General features: G+C 60.0%; 16 protein-coding genes and 1 other annotated feature. Of the genes, 15 read left to right on the top strand and 1 reads right to left on the bottom strand.

The annotated features are described in order from the left end of the window. Window positions 1-28: 28 nt before the first annotated feature. The gene (locus KBC96_02380) at window positions 29-2,740 is read right to left on the bottom strand and encodes a DUF4091 domain-containing protein (GenBank protein MBP6963232.1); all 2,712 of its coding nucleotides are present in this window, start codon (window positions 2,738-2,740) and stop codon (window positions 29-31) included. A gap of 181 nt (window positions 2,741-2,921) precedes the next feature. Next, window positions 2,922-3,167: a binding site (T-box leader), on the top strand. Between the two features lie 45 nt (window positions 3,168-3,212). Between KBC96_02380 and ilvD the strand changes: the two genes are divergently transcribed. The 15 genes from ilvD to maf all read left to right on the top strand — a co-directional run bounded on the left by ilvD (window position 3,213) and on the right by maf (window position 19,731). Next, on the top strand, window positions 3,213-4,874 hold the full coding sequence (gene ilvD / locus KBC96_02385; GenBank protein ID MBP6963233.1) for a dihydroxy-acid dehydratase: 1,662 nt from the start codon (window positions 3,213-3,215) through the stop codon (window positions 4,872-4,874). Further along, window positions 4,837-6,609, top strand: coding sequence for a biosynthetic-type acetolactate synthase large subunit (gene ilvB / locus KBC96_02390; GenBank protein MBP6963234.1), 1,773 nt, complete (start codon window positions 4,837-4,839; stop codon window positions 6,607-6,609). Before ilvD ends, ilvB begins: the two co-directional genes overlap by 38 nt. 19 nt (window positions 6,610-6,628) lie before the next feature. Beyond that, entirely contained in the window at window positions 6,629-7,114 is a 486-nt protein-coding gene (ilvN, locus tag KBC96_02395) for an acetolactate synthase small subunit (protein ID MBP6963235.1), read from the top strand. Window positions 7,115-7,216: 102 nt separating this feature from the next. Then, a complete protein-coding gene (gene ilvC, locus KBC96_02400) occupies window positions 7,217-8,209 on the top strand; it encodes a ketol-acid reductoisomerase (GenBank protein ID MBP6963236.1) in 993 nt (330 codons plus the stop codon). Between the two features lie 86 nt (window positions 8,210-8,295). Continuing rightward, window positions 8,296-9,867 carry a 2-isopropylmalate synthase gene (locus KBC96_02405; GenBank protein ID MBP6963237.1) on the top strand — a complete coding sequence of 524 codons (1,572 nt, stop codon included), beginning with the start codon at window positions 8,296-8,298 and terminating at the stop codon, window positions 9,865-9,867. After that, on the top strand, window positions 9,824-11,089 hold the full coding sequence (gene leuC / locus KBC96_02410) for a 3-isopropylmalate dehydratase large subunit (protein MBP6963238.1): 1,266 nt from the start codon (window positions 9,824-9,826) through the stop codon (window positions 11,087-11,089). Before KBC96_02405 ends, leuC begins: the two co-directional genes overlap by 44 nt. Window positions 11,090-11,130: 41 nt before the next feature. Next, window positions 11,131-11,640 (top strand): 3-isopropylmalate dehydratase small subunit, encoded by a 510-nt coding sequence (leuD, locus tag KBC96_02415; GenBank protein ID MBP6963239.1) that lies wholly within the window; start codon window positions 11,131-11,133, stop codon window positions 11,638-11,640. Window positions 11,641-11,657: 17 nt separating this feature from the next. Next, window positions 11,658-13,253 carry a citramalate synthase gene (cimA, locus tag KBC96_02420; protein MBP6963240.1) on the top strand — a complete coding sequence of 532 codons (1,596 nt, stop codon included), beginning with the start codon at window positions 11,658-11,660 and terminating at the stop codon, window positions 13,251-13,253. A 116-nt stretch (window positions 13,254-13,369) separates the two neighbouring features. Continuing rightward, window positions 13,370-14,236 (top strand): 4-hydroxy-3-methylbut-2-enyl diphosphate reductase, encoded by an 867-nt coding sequence (gene ispH / locus KBC96_02425; protein ID MBP6963241.1) that lies wholly within the window; start codon window positions 13,370-13,372, stop codon window positions 14,234-14,236. Continuing rightward, window positions 14,224-15,522: a DUF512 domain-containing protein gene (locus KBC96_02430; protein ID MBP6963242.1), complete on the top strand. Its 1,299-nt coding sequence runs from the start codon at window positions 14,224-14,226 to the stop codon at window positions 15,520-15,522. The genes ispH and KBC96_02430 overlap by 13 nt, the downstream gene beginning before the upstream one ends. Then, on the top strand, window positions 15,515-16,846 hold the full coding sequence (gene der, locus KBC96_02435; protein ID MBP6963243.1) for a ribosome biogenesis GTPase Der: 1,332 nt from the start codon (window positions 15,515-15,517) through the stop codon (window positions 16,844-16,846). Before KBC96_02430 ends, der begins: the two co-directional genes overlap by 8 nt. A 44-nt stretch (window positions 16,847-16,890) precedes the next feature. Beyond that, window positions 16,891-17,496, top strand: coding sequence for a glycerol-3-phosphate 1-O-acyltransferase PlsY (plsY, locus tag KBC96_02440; GenBank protein MBP6963244.1), 606 nt, complete (start codon window positions 16,891-16,893; stop codon window positions 17,494-17,496). 1 nt (window position 17,497) lies between these two features. Next, window positions 17,498-18,028: an AmmeMemoRadiSam system protein A gene (gene amrA, locus KBC96_02445; GenBank protein ID MBP6963245.1), complete on the top strand. Its 531-nt coding sequence runs from the start codon at window positions 17,498-17,500 to the stop codon at window positions 18,026-18,028. A gap of 72 nt (window positions 18,029-18,100) precedes the next feature. After that, window positions 18,101-19,126, top strand: a complete 1,026-nt coding sequence (amrS, locus tag KBC96_02450) for an AmmeMemoRadiSam system radical SAM enzyme (protein MBP6963246.1) — start codon at window positions 18,101-18,103, stop codon at window positions 19,124-19,126. After that, window positions 19,123-19,731 carry a septum formation inhibitor Maf gene (maf, locus tag KBC96_02455; protein ID MBP6963247.1) on the top strand — a complete coding sequence of 203 codons (609 nt, stop codon included), beginning with the start codon at window positions 19,123-19,125 and terminating at the stop codon, window positions 19,729-19,731. Before amrS ends, maf begins: the two co-directional genes overlap by 4 nt. Window position 19,732: the final 1 nt, after the last annotated feature.

The raw sequence follows: 19,732 nt of genomic DNA on the forward strand, positions 1-19,732 counted from the left end.
GCAGTCTCCGATTCCAGTCTATGAGAGCCTATCTGGCCAGCCTCTCGATCAGCTCGGCCGCGTGCGTACGCGCGTCGAGAATTGGCCGCGGATCGAGAGTATAATCGCTCGGAGAACCCACGATATCGTCGTCTATGAGCAGGAGTTCCCTCGCGCTATCCAGGGTGCTCCTGTCTGCGTACGGGCCGGCCTCTGCGACACGATCCTGAAGAATCGCAAAGTACTCATAGTCCTCGATGCCGTCCCTGATGCACTCGAGCCTTATCGAGCTGACTGGCTTCCCGTCCGGCCCCGGATAGATGAGCTGCCCGTCGCCGTTGTACTCGTCGAAGGAGAGAGTGTTCCACTCCACCTCCGGCCAGCGTTCTCGGGACTTCCGGTTCACCTCCCACAGGTTCACCGCGTAGTACAGGAATCCGGGGATACGGTATTTCCAGTTCATCCAGAATACGATGCGCTGGTCAATGGCCGGGTAGTCGATGAAGAAGTTCGGATAGGGATGAGGCGGGACACAGCAGACGTACCACCAGACCTTGTCGCCCGCCTTCTCGAACTCCCGCGCGTCATTCTCGATGTAGTTCGAGGTCAGCGGCACCCAGATGTCAACCGATCCCTTCAACTCGTCGGTCGGCGCGACGGTGCACATCCTCGGAAGGTCCGGGAACTCCTTCTTGACCCAGCCGTACATGTCTCGAAGCTCGCCGAACTTGTCCGGCTTGACCTCGTCGAAGCCATAGATCGAGGCCATATTCCACCAGCCGTTCGACTTCAGGAAGGTCTCGTATTCGCGGATCGTCGCGGCAAGCTCATCGCGGTCCTCCTGGTCCTTGTTGTGCGTGTATGCCAGCGTCAGGAAGTTCTGGCCGCGCTCCACGCAGAAGGGCATGTCGTCCTTGCGCGGCAGAGGAGCGTTGGAGTAGATGTTCACCACATTCAGCCGGTGATCAAGCATGAAGGCGTAGTAGTTGCGCTTGATCTCGTCGGTCATGCAGCCGTACCATGCCCCGATCTCGTGCTCGAAGAGGGCGAACGCCGTCTTGAGTCGGGGCTGTACGGGCAGCGAGAAGTCCCAGACTCTGACTTCGATCGGTACGCGGAACTCCGGCGCATTGGCGGGTCTGACGGTGATCGTGCCGGTGTAGACACCGGCTGTCGTCTGGTCGGACGGGTGAACTGTCACCCATACGGGCTGAATCCCGTTCTTCGGCACATCGAACGGCCTCATCGGCATGAGGGGATCGGGCCACAGACCCACGTAGTCCACATCGTACTTCGGCTCGCAAGTCCGGACGTACTCAACGAGGTCGAGAGTCACCCGGTCGGCCGGGATCACCGCTCCTTTCGGACCCGCCAGCGGGGACACGGACAACACGACCTGCTTCAGGTCGGCGAGGTAAGGCATGACGATCAGTTGCGCGCTCTCGAACTCGTTCCTCGCGGCGGACATCCGCAACGGCTGGCCGATTTCTCCGTCGAAGAACTCGTGCCTGAGCAGCTTGCGAAGCGCCGTCTCAGTGCCGATCGCATACCCTGAGCCGTGTTTGTCGGCGCAGGTGAGGCGTGCCAGTGTGATCTCAGGCTCCATCGCGCTCAGTCTCGTCCCGAACTCGGCCCATCTCTGTCGGTCTGCACCAACCTTCCTGGCTGCGGCCCGGAGGAGGGCGAGACGCATGAGCAGTGGCCTCGCATCGTCTCGGTGGGTCTCTGGCAGCCCCCGGACGATCTCCGTAAGCCTGCTCAATCGGGTGAGATGGGGCGCAACGTCTACCGCGAGCGGTGGGGTACGCGTCAGCAACGCTCCCTGGTGATCGGCATATTGCAGGCTGAGCTTGTGCCTGCCTTCGATGCGGTAGTCAACGTCGAACCTCCACTCGCTATCGCCTTCACGAGCTGTGAACGTCAACGGCTTCGGCTGATGCAGCGGCCTGCCGTCTACCAGCACCTCGGCACGGATCGGGAGAGACTCCCCTGCGGCATTCGATATTCGCGTCGTAACCGCATATCTGCCCGGTGCGCCGATATCTGGTGGTGAGACGGTGATTATCGGTGCCTGCGAACCCGCGAATACGATCCGACCGAACCACTCCGGCTCAGCAAATTGCCCGAGCGCCGGCGACCATGAACTCATCTCGCCCTGGGGACGGTCGTTCCGCCCGAGGTTCGCGCCCCAGGTGTCACCGGGTTTGGGTGCCGGTACGCCCAGAGATCGGAAAGGTATGACGGCGATGACGCTCCACCCGTCATCAACCTGCCGAGGGCTGACCTCCCACGGTCCGTCCCACGAGGTCGGATTGCCGGGCCTGCCCTGCTCCTCATACTTGGCCAGCCTGGAGTTGGTGATCAGATGGAAGACGGACCTGCCATTGAGTCTGGGGTCGAGGAAGATCTCTACGGAGTCGTCGCGCCAAACTGGACCGTCGTGGTCGCTCTGTGCGGCTACCGGATCGAGATCGTCCGCGCAGTCGAAACGGACGTAGAGGCATTGGTCGTCATAGGTCAGCGCGATATCGGTCCGTGCCGTCGCCAGTCCCTTGTAGCGCAGGTTGGTGAGGCCCGACACGGATGGTGCCTGTTTGTCCAGCGTCCATGGCAGTTCCCTTGCTGTTCGGCCATCTGATGTCAGGCGGTGGAACTCCGGACCGGGTGCCGGCGCTCTGCGCACGAGCAAGACCGGCGGCGTGAAGCTCCCGGCCGCGCAGGGAGCGCACATGGAAACCAGCAGGATGATTGCGACCAGCATCTCTCCTTACCTCCGTCACGAACTCGCTATCTGCGGCCCTTCTCCTGCAGTCTATCAGAAGCCCCGTCCGAAGGCAACGGGCTCGGTCAGTTGCGACTTTTTTCCACAAACTGGCGGATCGGTGCCCAAATGCCTTGACTCCGCGAGATAATGCGTGGTATCATACCAAACATTCTGGCATGCACACGCTGTGAAGAGGCTAGTAGGCGGAATGCGGCCGTTTCAGAGATCTGCCGGTCGGTGCGAGGCAGAGCGGAGTTTCGCTGAATCTCACCTTGGAGCAGGAGACTGAACGTCCCGGCGTCGTTGGGATCATTAGGCCTTCCCGGTCGGCGGCCGTTATCCCGCCTGAGAGTGGATCGAAGCGGCCTGGACGCATCGGTTCACTAGGGTGGTACCGCGTGAGGAATGGCCTCTCGTCCCTAGGGGATGAGAGGCTTTGTCGTAAGTGGAGCGTTGACGGAGGTTCTCGATGAGAAGCGATGTTGTCAAGAAGGGTGTGGAGCGCGCGCCGCACAGGTCGCTGTTCAAGGCGATGGGCTACACCAGCGAGGAGTTGGAACGGCCGCTGATAGGTATCTGCAACTCCAGGAACGAGATTATTCCCGGCCATATACAACTGGGCCTGATCACTGAGGCCGCTAAGACCGGTGTTCGGATGGCCGGCGGTACTCCCATCGAGTTTGGCGCCATCGGCGTCTGTGACGGTATCGCGATGGGCCATGAGGGCATGAAGTACTCGCTTGCCTCTAGAGAGCTGATTGCGGATTCCATAGAGGTCATGGCTAAGTCCCATGCGTTCGATGCACTGGTGCTGGTCACCAACTGCGACAAGATCATCCCAGGCATGTTGATGGCTGCGGCCAGGCTGAACATACCGACCATAGTTGTCAGCGGCGGTCCGATGATGGCGGGGCGGTTTCGCGGCAGGGATATCTCGCTCACTCAGATGTTCGAGGGGATCGGCTCAGTCATCGCCGGCAGGATGAGCGAAGCCGATCTGGAGGAAATGGAGGAAGCTGCCTGTCCCGGGTGCGGTTCGTGCGCGGGCATGTTTACGGCGAACTCTATGAACTGCCTGACGGAAGCGCTCGGAATGGGCCTGCCTGGCAACGGCACGATTCCCGCTGTCAGTGCCGCTCGGGTCAGGCTGGCGAAGAAAGCCGGCATGGCCGTTATGGGTTTGGTCGAGAAGGGCATCAAGCCGCGAGATATCATGACGCCCGACGCATTCGAGAACGCGCTCGCCGTTGACATGGCTCTCGGCTGCTCGACGAACACGGTTCTCCACGTACCCGCGATTGCGTATGAGGCGGGCATCGATTTGAACCTCGACAAGTTCAATGAGGTGAGTGCAAAGACGCCGCATCTCTGCAGCCTGAGCCCGGGCGGACCGCACCACATCCAGGACCTGGACGAAGCCGGCGGCGTGCCGGCGGTCATGAATGAGCTCATGAAGCACGGCATGCTGAAAAACCCGGATGCAGTAACCGCGACTGGTCTTACAGTGAGGGAGAATGTAGGCAGCCGTGCTATCCGCCGGTCGGACGTCATCCGATCAGTCGAGGATCCATATCACTCACAGGGTGGTCTGGCGATCCTCCGCGGCAACTTCGCGCAGGGTGGCTGCGTTGTGAAGCAGTCCGCCGTGGCGGAGGAGGTGCTGAAATTCTCCGGTAAGGCGCGCGTCTTTGACTCCGAGGATGATGCTATGGCGGCGTTGCGGGCAAACGATATCGAGAAGGGATCGGTCATCATCATCCGCTACGAGGGTCCCAGAGGCGGTCCGGGTATGCGGGAGATGCTGACTCCGACGGCGACCGTCGTCGGAATGGGTCTCGACAAGGACGTGGTGTTGATTACCGACGGACGGTTCTCGGGCGCGACGAGGGGCGGCTCGATCGGACACGTCTCCCCGGAGGCAGCTGAGGGAGGGAACATCGCTCTTATCCGCGACGGTGACACGATTGACCTGGACATACCCGGCAAGCAGTTGAACGTTCGGCTCTCTGATGAAGTGCTCGAGGAGCGACGCCGGTCATGGACGCCTCGCGAGCCGAAGGTCAAGGACGGCTACCTGGCGAGGTATGCCAGGTATGTTACGTCTGCGGGCACCGGTGCGGTGGTCAAGTAGACTGGACTGGAGCACTCAGCCCAGTCCTGCTCGTCTGACTCTTGTCTGGAGGAACAGCTTGAAGGTAACCGGAGCGCAGGCACTGATAGAATCGCTGAAGCACGAAGGCGTTGACGTCATATTCGGGTATCCCGGCGGAGTCATGCTGCCGATATACGACTGTCTCTTTGACTGTCAGGGTCTCCGTCACGTGTTGGTACGCCACGAACAAGGCGGAGCGCACGCCGCTGACGGCTATGCCCGTGCCACCGGCAAGGTCGGCGTTTGCATGGCCACATCAGGACCCGGCGCGACGAATCTTGTCACCGGGCTGGCGACGGCGTACATGGACTCGGTCCCGATGGTCGCGATTACCGGGCAGGTCCGAACGACTGCTCTGGGCAAGGATGCCTTTCAGGAGGCGGATATCACGGGCATCACGATGCCCATCACAAAGCACAACTATCTGCTGAAGAGTAGCGCCGATATCCCGAGAGTCGTTGCCGAGGCGTTTCATATTGCACGAAGCGGCCGGCCCGGCCCTGTGCTCATTGACATACCGATGGATATCTCGACGGGCGTACTGGACTACAAGCCGGTTACGAATCCTGATATCCCTTCGTACAGACCGACCACCACCGGGCATCCAAGGCAGATCGTCAAGGCTTCAAAGGCGATTGCGGCGTCGGAGAGGCCGGTTCTATACGTCGGGGGAGGAGTGATATCTTCCAACGCCGCGCCGGAGATACTCGCACTCTCCGAGAGAACGCACATTCTCGTCACGACTACCCTGCTTGGCAAGGGAGCGATCCCGGAGACGCACCCTCACTCGCTCGGTATGCTCGGGATGCATGGAACAGCTTACGCGAACCATGCCGTGGCCGACTGCGATCTGCTGATTGCCGTCGGCGCGCGTTTCGACGACAGGGTGACCGGAAAGCTGGACCGCTTTGCCACGAGCGCCCAGGTTATCCATATAGATATCGACCCGGTCGAGATAGGTAAGACGGTACACGTAGATATTCCGATCGTCGGCGACTGCAAGTGCGTGTTGGATGCTCTTCTGAAGCACGTCGAGGCTCGCGGGGAGACCGAATGGAACAGGCGGATCACGCAGTGGAAGCAGGACTATCCTCTTCAATACGGCGACGACGGGCTCTATCCGCAGTATGTCATCGAGCGGATCTGGGAGGCGACGAACGGCGAGGCAATCGTCGCAACGGAAGTCGGTCAGAACCAGATGTGGGCTGCGCAGTTCTACCGCTGCAAGTATCCCAGGCAGTTTCTATCGTCGGGCGGGCTGGGCACGATGGGCTACGGCCTGCCCGCCGGTATCGGCGCGAAGTTCGGCTGTCCCGAAAGAGAGGTCTTCGTGATTGCCGGCGACGGAAGCATTCAGATGAACATTCAGGAGATGATGACGGCCGTCGAGAACAAGATCGCGGTCAAGGTCGCCATCCTGAACAATGGCTTTTTGGGAATGGTCCGCCAATGGCAGGAACTCTTCTACGACCGTCGCTACTCGGGAGTCGATATGTCCGGGCAGCCAGACTTCGTGAAGCTCGCGGAGGCATACGGCGGCGTCGGGATGCGCATCGAGAAGAAGGAAGACGTGGACGTTGCGATCGCCAGAGCTCTTGACGTCACCGAACGGCCCGTGCTGATGGATTTCCGCGTCGTACAGGAAGAAAACGTCTTCCCCATGATCCCGGCCGGGCAGAGCATCGAAGAGATGATGGTGAAGGACCCGAGGTAGAGGGACAGGAGGTTTCAGAATGCAGCATACGATTACCGCTTTGGTCGAGAATAAGCCCGGTGTGCTGGCTAGAGTCTCCGGCCTGTTCGCCCGGCGCGGATTCAACATCGAATCGCTCGCGGTGAGTATTACGGATGATCCCTCGGTTTCCCGTATGACGATCGTCGTGGGCGGCGATGATACGGTACTGGAACAGATCACGAAGCAGCTTCACAAGCTGATTGACGTCATCAAAGTAGTTGACTATACGGATATTCCGATCGTGCAGAGGGAACTGGCGATGATCAAGGTCAGCGCCGAGAGCACGAACCGCGCCGAGATCATGCAGATGGTAGATATCTTTCGTGCGAAGATCATTGACATCAGCGACAAGACGTTCACGATCGAGGTGACCGGAAGTGTGGACAAGGTTGACGCGATGGAGAACCTGCTCGAAGGATACGGCATTCGCGAGTTGGTTCGCACTGGCCGCATAGCAATGATGCGTGGGGCACGAACGCCGTAGCGAATGAACATGGAAGCACGGCAGTGAGGGAAACACAAGAGACGAGCTCCGTGACTCTGTGTTCCAGCGGCTCTCGAAAACAAAACAGGAGGATGGTTGGAAATGGCAAAGGCATACTACGACAAGGATGCCAATCTGGATGCATTGAAGGGCAAGACGGTAGCCATCATCGGCTACGGTAGCCAGGGGCATGCCCAGGCTCAGAACTTGAGAGACAGCGGCGTGAACGTTGTCGTGAGTGATCTTCCCGGCACCGCGAACTGGGAACAAGCGATCAAGGACGGCTTCACGCCGATGAGTGCGGCCGAGGCGTCGGAGAAGGGTGACATCATTCAAATCCTTACCGAGGACGAGGTTCAGCCGAGGGTCTACAGGGCCGAAGTCGAGCCGAACCTGTCCGGTGGCAAGACGCTGCTGTTCTCGCACGGCTTCAACATCCACTTCGGGCAGATCGTTCCCCCGGCGAATGTTGACGTCATCATGGTCGCACCGAAGGGTCCCGGCCATCTGGTGCGGCGGGTCTATACAGAGGGTGCCGGCGTCCCTGCTCTGATCGCTATCCAGCAGGATGCGAGCGGTAAGGCCAAGGACACTGCTCTCGCCTATGCAAAGGGAATCGGCGCCACAAAGGTCGGAGTGCTTGAGACCACCTTCAAGGAAGAGACCGAGACCGATCTCTTCGGGGAGCAGGCGGTCCTCTGCGGTGGATGCACCGCTCTCGTTCAGGCGGGTTTCGAGACGCTGGTCGAGGCCGGTTACCAGCCGGAGATCGCGTACTTCGAGTGCCTGCATGAGCTAAAGCTCATCGTTGACCTCATGTACGAGGGTGGCATGAGCTACATGAGGTATTCGATCAGCAATACCGCTGAGTACGGCGATTACTCCCGCGGTCCGCGTGTCGTGAATGAGGAGACCAAGGACGAGATGTGGGAAATCCTCAGGGAGATACAGAGTGGCGAGTTCGCAAAGGAATGGATTCTCGAGAACCAGGCCAACCGCCCGGTCTTCAACGCGGCGCGCAGAGACGCGAAGGAGCACATGATCGAGGCAGTCGGCGCCCAGCTCCGCGAGATGATGCCCTACCTGAAGAAGTAGGGGAATCGAGTCCTATCCTCGTGCTTGTCTCTCTCGTACAGAGTGACGACCGCGAGTACTAATGACCGGGGAAAGGGGGATGCCAAGTGGCAAGGCGAATCAGGATCTTCGACACGACGCTGCGCGACGGAGAGCAGTCGGCCGGCGCCAGTATGAACATGGAACAGAAGCTGGAGGTGGCCCGGCAGCTCGCGCGCCTGAAGGTGGACGTCATCGAGGCGGGCTTTGCTGCTTCATCCCCCGGCGATTTCGAGGCCGTGAGGGCAATCGCAGAGACTATCAAGGGTCCGGCGATTGCCAGCCTGAGTCGCTGTCGCGACCAGGATATTGATGCTTCCTGGGAGGCGGTCAAGGCCGCGAAGAAGCCGATAATACACACTTTCATCGCAACATCAGACGTGCACGTCGAGAAGAAACTGAAGAAGTCGCGTGAGGAAGTGCTGGACATGGCTATTAGAGCCGTGAAGCGTGCGAAAGGGTACTGCGAACTGGTCGAGTTCTCGACCGAAGACGCGGCGCGCACGGGCCTTGACTACCTCTGCCAGGTCGTTGAGGCGGTGATTGACGCAGGTGCGACCACGGTGAACATCCCGGATACCGTGGGGTATGCGATACCGTCGGAGTTCGGCACGATGATCTCCTCCGTGTTCCAGCGCGTCCCGAATATCCGGAAGGCCCTGATCAGCGTTCACTGCCACAACGACTTGGGTCTGGCGGTTGCGAACTCGCTGGCCGCAGTTCAGGCTGGCGCTGGTCAGGTGGAGTGTACCGTCAATGGTATCGGCGAGCGCGCAGGCAACGCCGCTATGGAGGAAGTCGTCATGGCCCTGAACACCCGACCGGACCTGTTCGGCTGCACGACGGGCATCAATACTCGAGAGATATGCCGCGCCAGTCGTCTGGTCTCCGACGTAACAGGGTTCGCTGTGCAGGTCAACAAAGCTGTCGTCGGCAGGAACGCCTTTGCCCATGAGGCCGGTATCCATCAGGATGGCGTGCTGAAGGAGCGAACCACTTACGAGATCATGGATCCGGCAAGCGTCGGTTGGACGGGTAGCGGCCTGGTTTTGGGCAGGCGCTCAGGTAAGCATGCGTTCGAGGAACGGCTGAAATCGCTGGGCTACCATCTCAACCCGAAGGACCTCGAGAAGGCGTTCGCAAGGTTCAAGGAAGTCGCGGACAAGAAGAAGGAGATCTTCGACGAGGACCTGGAGGCGATAGTAGCCGATGAGGTCTACTCTATGCCGGAGACCTATCAGCTCCAGTATATGACTGTCATGACCAGTCTTGAGGGCGTCCCGACAGCCACCATAAAGGTGCTGACGCAGGACGGCGAACTTATGGACTGCGCGACCGGAGTGGGTTCGGTGGATGCGGTCTACAAGACCATAGACAAGATCATCAATGTGCCGCACCAACTCGTGGACTACATTGTGAAATCGGTCACCGGCGGCACGGATGCTCTCGGTGAGGTGACTGTCAAACTGGGCGACGGTAGGAACATGTACACTGGCAGAGGCGCCAGCCTCGACATCGTCGAGGCCAGCGCGAAGGCCTACATACAGGCGATCAACAAACTGGTTTACTACCACGCGAAAAGGAAGGGTGCCGACCATGGGCCAGACGATAACCCAGAAGATACTCGCGGCTCACTGTGACAAGACAGGGGTGGAACCCGGCGAGCTCATCACAGCGAAGCTGGACCTCGTGCTAGCGAACGATATCACCGCTCCGATCGCGATCCGTGAGTTTGGTGAGATCGGTGTTGACTGCGTCTTCGATAGGGAGAAAATCGCGCTCGTGCCGGACCACTCGACCCCCGCGAAGGATATCAAGTCCGCGGAGCAGGTAAAGGTCATGCGCGATTTTGCGACGAAGTACGGCATCACCAACTTCTTCGAGATCGGACGCGTTGGGATCGAGCATACGCTGCTGCCGGACGAGGGATTGGTTCTTCCCGGCAACGCGGTCATCGGCGCTGATTCTCACACTTGTACCTACGGCGCGATCGGGGCTTTCTCGACCGGCGTCGGTAGCACCGACGTCGCGTCCGCGATGGCGCTCGGCGAGTGCTGGTTCAAGGTTCCGGAGACGATCAAGTTCGTCTACTACGGGGGGCTGAACAGGTGGGTCGGCGGCAAGGACCTGATTCTCTACACGATCGGCAAGATCGGGGTAGATGGTGCGCTGTACTGCTCGATGGAGTTTGCCGGAGAGGTCGTTGACGAACTGCCGATGGCCGATCGCTTCACTATGTGCAACATGGCGATTGAGGCGGGAGGCAAGAACGGGATCATCGCCCCGGATGAGCTCACTCTGGCCTACGTAAACCAGCGGGCCAAGCGGGAGTTCAAATGCTACGCGAGCGATCCCGACGCGAAATACAAGCAAGTTGTCGAGATTGACTGCTCGAAGCTGGAACCGCAGGTCTCTTTCCCCCATCTCCCGGAGAATGCGAGGCCTGTAAGTGAAGTCGGCGACATTCCTATAGACCAATCGGTGATTGGCTCGTGCACCAACGGTCGCATCGAGGATCTGCGCATCGCGGCGGAAGTACTGAAGGGCCGCAAAGTGCATCCGAACGTGCGGTTGATCCTGTTCCCGGCGACGCAGGAGATATGGACTCGGGCGATGCACGAGGGGCTGTTCGACATCTTCGTCGAGGCCGGGGCCGCAGTAAGCACGCCGACTTGCGGGCCGTGTCTTGGCGGACACATGGGCTGTCTGGCGGAAGGCGAGCGTGCTATAGCGACGACCAACAGGAACTTCGTCGGGCGGATGGGCCACCCGAAGTCCGAGGTTTACCTTTCGAGTCCGGCAGTCGCCGCGGCATCGGCGGTCCTGGGACGAATCGGTGGTCCGGGCGAACTTGGCATGTAGTGGCTTCGCCTCAGTGCAGGCCGCTAGGGGGAACAACTGACATGATGTTTAGGGGCAACGCATTCAAATACGGCGACAATGTTGATACGGACGTTATTATCCCGGCTAGGTATCTGAATACCTCCGATCCGGACGAACTGGCGACTCATTGTATGGAGGACATAGACGCCGACTTCGTCAGGATGGTCCGGCCTGGAGACATGATTGTGGCTGCCGACAACTTCGGCTGCGGGTCATCAAGGGAGCATGCGCCGTTGGCGATCAAGACCGCCGGAGTGTCGTGCGTGATCGCTCGGACCTTCGCGCGCATATTCTACCGGAACGCGATAAACATCGGACTTCCGATCCTGGAGTGTGCCGACGCGGCCGACGCGATCAACGCGGGGAGTGAGATCATGGTGGATACTGCATCAGGTACCATCACCGAGGTTGCGACCGGTCGGACCTTCCAGGCACAGCCCTTTCCGGATTTCATGCAGAACCTTATCGCGTCCGGCGGACTGATCGCCTATGCCAGACAGAGAGCCCGGTCAGAGGGCCTCTGCCGGTAGACTCACCATCATTGAGGATGGAGGACACAGTGCCGAAGATACTGGTTTACGACACTACGCTGCGCGACGGGTCTCAGGGTGAGGGAGTCTCGTTCACCGTCGCCGACATGATCAAGATAGCGACGCGGCTCGATGAGGCGGGTTTCGATTATATCGAGGGCGGATGGCCCGGTTCGAACCCCAAGCACGAGGAGTTCTTCGAGAGGATGAAGAGCGTTCCCCTCGTCAACGCAAAGCTGGCGGCGTTCGGAAGCACTAGGCGAGCACGTGTTCGCGCCGAGGAAGACAGCAACCTCATCAAGCTGGTTCAGTCTGAGACGCCTGTCGTCACGATATTCGGCAAGTCCTGGGATCTCCATGTCACCGATGCGCTGCGAGTCGAACTCGAGCGCAATATCGAGATGATATACGACTCGGTTCAGTTTCTGAAAAACGAGGGAAAAGAGGTCATATACGACGCCGAGCATTTTTTCGACGGCTACAAGGCGAACCCCAACTACGCGATTGACACTCTGAAGGCTGCCGCGACCGCGGGTGCTGATTGTGTGGTGCTCTGCGAGACCAACGGCGGCGCGATGCCCTCCGAGGTGATGGAGGTCCTCAAGGCCGTCAGGGATGCCGTAACAGTTCCCGTTGGGATGCATGCTCACAATGACTCGGACTTGGCCGTCGCGAATACGATCATCGCGGTCCAGAGCGGCGCGGTTCACGTCCAGGGGACGGTCAACGGCTACGGTGAACGATGCGGGAACGCGAATCTGATCTCGATAATATCCAACCTACAGATCAAACTCAGGTACAGCTGCCTTCCCGAGGTATCGCTGAAGGATCTGACGGCCCTGTCTCACTATGTTGACGAAATCGCGAACATCGTCCCCAACGACCGTCAGCCGTTCGTCGGCCGGAGCGCCTTTGCTCACAAGGCAGGCGTTCACGTGGACGCCATGATGAAGAATCCGGATACCTATGAGCACATGCATCCCGAACTCGTGGGGAATGAGCGTCGGATACTAGTGTCGGAGTTGGCCGGGGCCAGCAGTATAGCGCACAAAGCAGAGAAGTATGGTATTGATCTGACGAAGCAGTCGCCCGAAACGCGCGAAGTTCTGGCTCATGTGACGGAGTTGGAGAACAAGGGCTACTCGTTCGAGGGTGCGGAGGCGTCGTTCGAACTGCTCATTCAGAAGGCGGTAGGCACCTACGAGAAACTCTTCGACCTGAAGAGCTTCCGGGTCATCGTTGAGCAGCGCGGCACTGACCCGCAGCCTATCACGGAGGCAACGCTTCGAGTGATGGCAAACGGAGAGGAACTGCTGACCGTCGCCGAAGGCGATGGTCCTGTCCATGCCCTGGATAGCGCGCTTCGCAAGGCACTGGAGAAGTTCTATCCCGAGGAACTGACGCACATCAAGCTGACCGACTTCAAGGTTCGCGTGCTGGACGCGACCGACGGTACCGCGGCCGGCGTGCGAGCGATCGTGGAGTCTACCGACGGCGCCACATCTTGGAACACCGTCGGGGTCTCCGCCAATATCATCGAGGCCAGTTGGAACGCTCTGGTTGACAGCGTCGAATACGGCCTGCTAAGATTGAGACGAAACAAGGACGCGTAACGCACGCGCACGCCCGATATACAACTGGTGCCGGCCTCGTGAACGCGGGGTCGGCACTTCGCACTTGGGCGGCACTCATGCGCCGCGTAGGTTCCATGAGTCCTGTGTGACCCACAATGCAACTCATAACCGCCAAATCAGCCGGGTTCTGCTACGGAGTTCGCAGGGCACTCGACACGGTCATGGAGGCGGCGCGCATCGAGGGGAAGAGGATGTATACCCTCGGGCCGTTGATTCATAACCCTCAAGTTGTCGAGCGCTTGGCGCATGATGGCGTGCAGGTGGTTTCTGGCGTTGAGGAAGTCCCCGGCGGCAGCCTGGTTGTCATGCCGTCGCACGGAGTTCCGGAATCTGTCATGAGTCGGGCTCGTGAACTTGGCCTCGAGGTTGTTGACGTTACATGTCCGTTTGTGTCCAAGGTACAGAACCTGGCGCGTGAACTGCGCGATCAGGGATATCAAGTCGTGATCCTCGGAGATGCCGGCCATACCGAAGTGCGGGGGATAATGAGCAGCGCGGGCGACGACGCGCTGGTGGTATCGAGTGCTCGGGAACTGCGGTCGAAGAGGCTCTGCGGCAAGGTTGCAGTTGTAGCACAGACGACGCAGACGCTGGATGCTTACGTCGAGATAGTACGAGAGGTCGTCGGCCGAGCGGAAGAGGTTCGGGCGTTCAACACAATCTGCCACGCGACCTCAGAGCGCCAGACGGCGGCCGTCGAGATGGCGCGGGAGGTCGATGTGGTCATCGTGGTCGGAGGCCGAAACAGCGCGAACACTCGACGGCTGGCGGAGATGTGTTCCGATACCGGCGTGCCGACGCATCACATCGAGACCGCCGGAGAACTCAATGAATCCTGGCTTCAGGGAGCCGCGAGAGTAGGCCTTACCGCCGGAGCCTCAACGCCGGACTGGATCATCAATGAAGTAGCTCAGCGGTTGATGCCGCCGACGGGTCAGACGGGGCCGACATGTCGGGGATGAACGCCAGGATAGCAAGCGTCATACCGGCCAGTCCGGCGGACAGGGCGGGCCTGAAGTCTGGTGACGACATTGTCTCGGTCAATGGCAAACTGGTTCTGGACATCCTCGACTTTCGCTTCGAGACCGCACACGAGCAGGTTACCGTCGAGTGTATGCGGGAGGGGCGCTCTTTCGTGTCAACGATCGAGAAGGACGCCTACGAGCATCTCGGCATCGAGTTCGAGGAAGATCTGTTCGACGGTGTGCGCTTGTGCCAGAACTCCTGCATATTCTGCTTCCTGCAACAGATGCCGAAAGGCCTGCGGCCGACGCTCTACGTCCGCGACGACGACTTCCGGCTCTCGTTTACCCAGGGTAACTACCTCACCCTCACAAACCTGACCGGCGAGGATATGGACCGCATCTGCTCGCAGAAGATGAGCCCTCTGTACGTCTCGGTGCACGCGACCGACCCCGAGCTTCGCGCGAGTATGCTCGGGAATCCGAAGGCGGAGCTTATCATGGAGCAGCTCAGACGGCTGGCCGCGTCGAGGATCAGATTCCACACGCAGATCGTGCTCTGCCCCGGCGTGAACGATGGAGCGCACCTCGAGCGCACGGTTGACGACCTGGCGGGCCTGTTCCCCGCAACGGAGTCAATAGCTATCGTGCCGGTGGGGCTGACGAAACACAGGAAGAGCCTCCGTCGGCTTCGGACCGCAGACGCACAAGTGGCCCGCGAGGTGATGGCGTTGTGCCTGCGCAAGCAGCAAGAGTTCAGGGCTCGCTACGGCACGAGGTTGGTCTTTGCGTCGGACGAACTACACCTGATCTCTAAGAGGGGGTTTCCGTCCTCGTCGGCTTACGAAGGGTTCCCGCAACTCGAGGATGGGATCGGTGTGACGCGGATATTCCTGGACGAGCTGTCCCGCCTGCGCCGAATGAAGACTCCCTCGCCGCGTCGAGGGAGTTACGTGCTCGTAACGGGTACGCTGGCAGAGCCGCTGCTTGAGCAGTTTGCCGAGTGGATGAGCAGCCATCCGGGCGTCAGAGCACGTGTATGCGAGGTATCGAACGGTTTTCTCGGGGAGACCGTCACCGTGGCCGGGCTGATGGTGGGTGCGGACGTGATCCGTGCGCTGGGCGACGTCCAATCTGGCGAGGAGGTCCTCATCCCATCCGTCGCTCTCAATGAGGGGCGCTTTCTTGATGAAGTGACGCTCGACGATGTGCGGGTCGCCCTCCGAGCGAGAGTCACGGCCGTCAAACCGTCGCCGGTCGCGGCCTGGGAGCAGATCAATGCCTGATTCGATAGTAGCCATCGTTGGCCGTCCGAACGTGGGCAAGTCAACTCTGTTCAACCGTCTTGTTGGCAGGAGGATCGCCATCGTGGAGGACACGCCTGGTATTACTCGTGACCGCCTGTACGCGGAAGCCGAGTGGAACGGTCGCGAGTTCGTGCTCATTGACACCGGTGGGATGATACTGGGTGACGAGGATCCGCTCATCTCGCAGGTTCGCAGGCAGGCCGACATCGCCATGGAAGAAGCCGATGTTATCGTCTTCGTGACTGACGTGCGGGAAGGCATGACCTCAGCCGATATCGAGGTTGCCGATCTGCTTCGGAGATCGCGGAAACCGGTTCTGCTCGCGGCGAGCAAGGCTGACAACGAAAAGCAAGAGCGCGATGCGGCGGAGTTCTATTCGCTGGGTCTGGGCGAGGTGTTTCCGATATCGTCCATTCAGGGTCATGGCGTCGCCGATCTGCTGGACAAAGTCATAGAGAATCTCCCGCCCGAAGCCGAGCCGGAAGGCATTCCGGAGGAAGCTATCCGGATCGCCATCATTGGCCGGCCGAATGTCGGGAAGTCCTCGATGCTTAACGCCGTCCTCCAGGAGGAGCGGGCCATCGTCAGCGACATTCCCGGCACCACGCGCGATGTGGTTGACACGCTGTTCGAACACGAGGGTCAACCGGTCGTGCTCATTGATACCGCTGGCATCAGGCGTGCAGGAAAGGTCCAGCGCTCCATCGAATACTACTGCGTACTCCGTGCAGTTCGTGCGATCGAGCGTGCGGACGTTGTCCTGCTTCTTATTGACGCGAACGAGGGCATCACCGACGGCGACAAGCGCGTGGGTGGATACGCCCATGAGGCGGGTAAGGCGGCGGTCATCGTCGTCAACAAGTGGGACCTTGCGAAGCGTCGGGGGGTCAGCATGAAACAGTTCGCCGCAAAGCTGCGGGACGAGATGGTCTTCATGCCCTACGCGCCGATAGTGTTTGCCTCAGCAACGGAGGGCATGGGAGTCCGTGAATCCCTCGATTCCGCGGTCCTCGCGGCGCAGAGCCATACCATGCGTCTCTCGACGGGCGAAGTTAACAGGCTCATTCACGATGCCGTGGATTCTCATCCGCATACGCACAAAGGCAGGCAACTCAAGGTCTACTACGTCACGATGCCGGCCGTCAAACCACCTACAATCATATTGTTCGTGAACGACCCGGAGATGCTCCATTTCTCCTACCGACGCTACCTGGAGAACCAGATTCGCAAGGCATACCCGTACGAAGGCACGCCGATCCGCATCTTTGCGCGCAAGGCCGAGGGAGAGAGGGGTAGGGGCTAGGGGTTCTTGGCAATCGTGCTCGGTGCCCCGGCAGACACAACGTTATGTCCTACACCATGCTTCTGATTCTGAGCTATCTACTTGGCGCCGTACCCTTCGGGCTCATCATCGGAAAGGCCTGGCGCGGAGTGGATATCCGCCGGTTCGGTAGCGGGAACATCGGCGCTACTAACGTGTACCGCACTCTTGGGCCCGGCCCAGGGATTGTCGTCTTCCTGGCTGACGTTGCAAAAGGCCTGATACCGGTTCTGGCGGCAAAGCATCTGGCTTCGGAGACCGCCTGGCTGGGAGTCGCAGCGGGGATGGCTGCTATTCTGGGGCACACCCTCTCGATCTTCCTCAAGTTGAGGGGAGGGAAGGGAGTTGCCACCAGTCTGGGGGTCGGCGTCGGATTGGTGCCGGTCATTGCACTGGTTGCTTTCGGACTCTGGGGGCTTGTCTTCTGTGTCACGCGCTATGTGTCCGTAGCTTCAGTGCTTGCGTGCATCGCCGTGCCCGTTCTCATGTGGATGACGGGTTCTCCACTCGAATATCGCGTGTTCGGGGCGGTGGTGGCGATCTATGTGACCGTGAAGCATCGCGAGAACATCGTTCGCCTGATTCATGGGACGGAGAACAGGTTCGGAAAGAAGAGTCCCTCGGAGGGGTGACATGGTCAAGGAAACTGAGGAAGATTCTCTTGTAAGCCTCGCCAGAGAGACCGTCGAGGAACTCGTACGAAATCGTCGCACGATTCGGCCCCAGGAGCCTCTCCCTCAGGAACTCCGGGAGCGAGCCGGCGTCTTTGTCTGTTTGAAGAAACACGGCCAGCTCAGGGGGTGCATCGGTACGATTGAGCCGACTGATCAGAGCCTCGCCGCCGAGGTCGTCCAGAACGCGATCGGCGCGGCCACCCGCGATCCCCGGTTTGAGCCGGTCGTCGAGGAGGAGCTTGCCGACATCGAGTATACAGTCGATGTTCTCACCGTGCCTCAGGCGATCGAGAGCATGGACGATCTGAATCCAAGGAAATATGGCGTCATCGTCGAGAGCGGACTCAAGCGGGGACTGCTGCTGCCCGATCTCGAGGGAGTAGACACAGTCGAGGATCAGGTGATGATCGCCACGCGCAAGGCGGGCATTCGCGAGGGTGAACCCGTCCAGCTGTACCGATTCGAAGTCGTGCGGCATGGCGGAAGCTAAACCTGCGGACCGGGACTTGGCATAGCCGCGCGGGTCCGGCGTGTCTGAACGATCCGATGCAGTGGGCCGAAGATGAGTAGAGACGAACCGGAGACAGCCGAGTATCCCAGGGCCGAATGCTGCTGTTACGAGATGGAAGGTGAGTTGGGCCGCTGTGGGCTCTGTCCCCACGGGTGCGTTATCGCGCCAGGCAAATCCGGGGTTTGCCGCGCGCGAATGAATGTGGATGGGCGCCTCATCCTGACGACGTACGGCGCATGCTCCTCTATACACGTTGACCCCATCGAGAAGAAACCTCTGTTCCACTTCCACCCGGGCAAGCAGATTCTCTCGCTCGGCTCGCTCGGCTGCAACCTGTCGTGCGGATTCTGCCAGAACTGGCAGATATCTCAGTCCTCCGCCGGGGCACGGTTTCTATCGCCTCACGATGCGGTCCAGATGGCGTCTGCCGTTCCGGGCAACCTCGGGATCGCATACACCTACAACGAGCCTCTCATATGGTACGAGTACCTGATGGATACTGCGCCTCTGGTTCAACAGGCAGGTATGCTAAATGTACTCGTCACCAACGGGGAGATCAACGAGCGCCCGCTGAGGGAACTGCTTCCCTTTGTTGACGCGATGAACATAGATGTGAAGTCAATGGACGAAGATTTCTACCGCACGGTGTGCAGGGGACCGCTTGAGCCGGTGCTGCGAACGGTTGAAATCGCCCGCGATGTCGGCGTGCATATCGAGATCACGAATCTGCTGATTCCCGGCCTGAACGATGGTCCGGATCAGATTCAGCGGCTGGTTGACTGGCTCGCCGACCTCGACCCCGCAGTTCCGCTTCATATCACGAGGTATCACCCCGACTACAGGATGCGCGAACCGGCCGCCACCCCGCCTGAGACGCTGATCGCGGCCCGTAAGATGGCCCTCACGGAGCTTCGGCACGTCTATGTCGGCAATATGCACATCCCGGGCGCTGAAGATACGATCTGCCGGAGTTGCGGCAATACGGTGATCGCTCGTATGGGATACTCCATCGTCAGTACGAATCTGGAAAATGACAGTTGCGGCAAGTGCGGCGCATCCGTGGACGTAGTCTCGTGACCCCGGCCGTGATCCCGGAACTGATTCTTGCCTCGGCTTCCCCTCGCCGACAGGAGCTTATGCGCCTGATCGGGTTGCCGTTCCGCGTCATTCCGAGTGGTTTCGATGAGACGAGCGTGCCGCTCTGGCCGCCCGAGCAGCACGTTCTCGGTTCCGCTACGGCCAAAGCGGAGAATATCGCTCTGCGGCTTGATGATGGTGTCGTCATCGGGGCTGATACGATCGTGGTGGTGGATGAGGAGGTGTTGGGCAAGCCTGCTGATCGGGACGATGCGCGGCGGATGCTCCACTTACTCTCGGGGCGGACGCACTACGTGTACACCGGCGTCTGCGTCGTACGCCGGTTGGGTGGATACACCGTCGGCATCGTCAGGGACTATGTGCGAACCGAGGTCTGCTTCCGCGAGTTGTCTCAGGCCACGATAGATGCCTATATTGCGACGGGTGAGCCGCTCGACAAGGCAGGCGCGTACGGCATTCAGGAGCACGGGAGTGTCCTGGTCGAGGGGATCGGTGGCGACTACTTCAACGTCGTCGGGCTGCCGGTGCAGAGGTTGAGCCGACTGCTTGCGGGAGTCGGCGTCCCGGTCCTCGGGTCGGAGTAGC

The sequence above is a fragment of the Armatimonadota bacterium genome (genome assembly GCA_017993055.1).
Taxonomy (GTDB): Bacteria; Armatimonadota; UBA5829; order DTJY01; family DTJY01; genus JAGONM01.

Excerpts from the sequence above, each read along its gene's own strand:
- der (MBP6963243.1), top strand. The coding sequence starts at position 15,515 with ATGCCTGATTCGATAGTAGCCATCGTTGGCCGTCCGAACGTGGGCAAG.
- ilvN (MBP6963235.1), top strand. The coding sequence starts at position 6,629 with ATGCAGCATACGATTACCGCTTTGGTCGAGAATAAGCCCGGTGTGCTG.
- ilvB (MBP6963234.1), top strand. The coding sequence starts at position 4,837 with ATGTTACGTCTGCGGGCACCGGTGCGGTGGTCAAGTAGACTGGACTGG.
- ispH (MBP6963241.1), top strand. The coding sequence starts at position 13,370 with ATGCAACTCATAACCGCCAAATCAGCCGGGTTCTGCTACGGAGTTCGC.
- leuD (MBP6963239.1), top strand. The coding sequence starts at position 11,131 with ATGATGTTTAGGGGCAACGCATTCAAATACGGCGACAATGTTGATACG.
- amrS (MBP6963246.1), top strand. The coding sequence starts at position 18,101 with ATGAGTAGAGACGAACCGGAGACAGCCGAGTATCCCAGGGCCGAATGC.
- cimA (MBP6963240.1), top strand. The coding sequence starts at position 11,658 with ATGGAGGACACAGTGCCGAAGATACTGGTTTACGACACTACGCTGCGC.
- plsY (MBP6963244.1), top strand. The coding sequence starts at position 16,891 with ATGTCCTACACCATGCTTCTGATTCTGAGCTATCTACTTGGCGCCGTA.
- leuC (MBP6963238.1), top strand. The coding sequence starts at position 9,824 with ATGGGCCAGACGATAACCCAGAAGATACTCGCGGCTCACTGTGACAAG.
- ilvC (MBP6963236.1), top strand. The coding sequence starts at position 7,217 with ATGGCAAAGGCATACTACGACAAGGATGCCAATCTGGATGCATTGAAG.
- amrA (MBP6963245.1), top strand. The coding sequence starts at position 17,498 with ATGGTCAAGGAAACTGAGGAAGATTCTCTTGTAAGCCTCGCCAGAGAG.
- KBC96_02430 (MBP6963242.1), top strand. The coding sequence starts at position 14,224 with ATGTCGGGGATGAACGCCAGGATAGCAAGCGTCATACCGGCCAGTCCG.
- ilvD (MBP6963233.1), top strand. The coding sequence starts at position 3,213 with ATGAGAAGCGATGTTGTCAAGAAGGGTGTGGAGCGCGCGCCGCACAGG.
- KBC96_02380 (MBP6963232.1), bottom strand. The coding sequence starts at position 2,740 with ATGCTGGTCGCAATCATCCTGCTGGTTTCCATGTGCGCTCCCTGCGCG.